The following is a 549-nucleotide window of genomic DNA, read 5'->3' on the forward strand; positions in this document are numbered from 1 at the left end:
GGGCAGGATGTGGGTGATCATGCTGTCGATCTCGATCTTGCCGTCCATGTACCAGTCGACGATCTTCGGCACGTCCGTCCGGCCCCGCGCGCCGCCGAAGGCGGTGCCTTTCCAGACCCGGCCCGTCACCAGCTGGAACGGCCGCGTCTCGATCACCGCCCCGGCGGGGGCGACGCCGATGATGATCGACTGGCCCCAGCCGCGGTGGGTGCATTCCAGCGCGTCGCGCATCACCTTGACGTTGCCGGTGCAGTCGAACGAATAATCCGCCCCGCCGATCTTGTCGAAGGGCGTCTTGGTCATCTCGACGATGGCCTGCACGACCGAGGTGCCCTCGGGCAGCTCTTTCGGGTTGAGGAAGTGGGTCATCCCGAACTTCTCGCCCCATTCCTTCTTGTCGGTGTTCAGGTCGACGCCGATGATCATGTCGGCCCCGGCCATCTTCAGGCCCTGGATCACGTTCAGCCCGATCCCGCCCAGGCCAAAGACCACGGCCTTGGCCCCGATCTCGACCTGAGCCGTGTTCAGGACCGCGCCGATGCCGGTGGT

General features: G+C 65.8%; 1 protein-coding gene. It reads right to left on the reverse strand.

All coding sequences use genetic code 11. The features are described from left to right. Positions 1-549, reverse strand: a 549-nt coding sequence (locus tag CXR42_RS19240; RefSeq protein ID WP_146038120.1) for a zinc-binding dehydrogenase, incomplete at both ends; no start/stop codon positions are given.

The sequence above is a fragment of the Tabrizicola aquatica genome, assembly GCF_002900975.1.
Classification (GTDB): Bacteria; Pseudomonadota; Alphaproteobacteria; order Rhodobacterales; family Rhodobacteraceae; genus Tabrizicola; species Tabrizicola aquatica.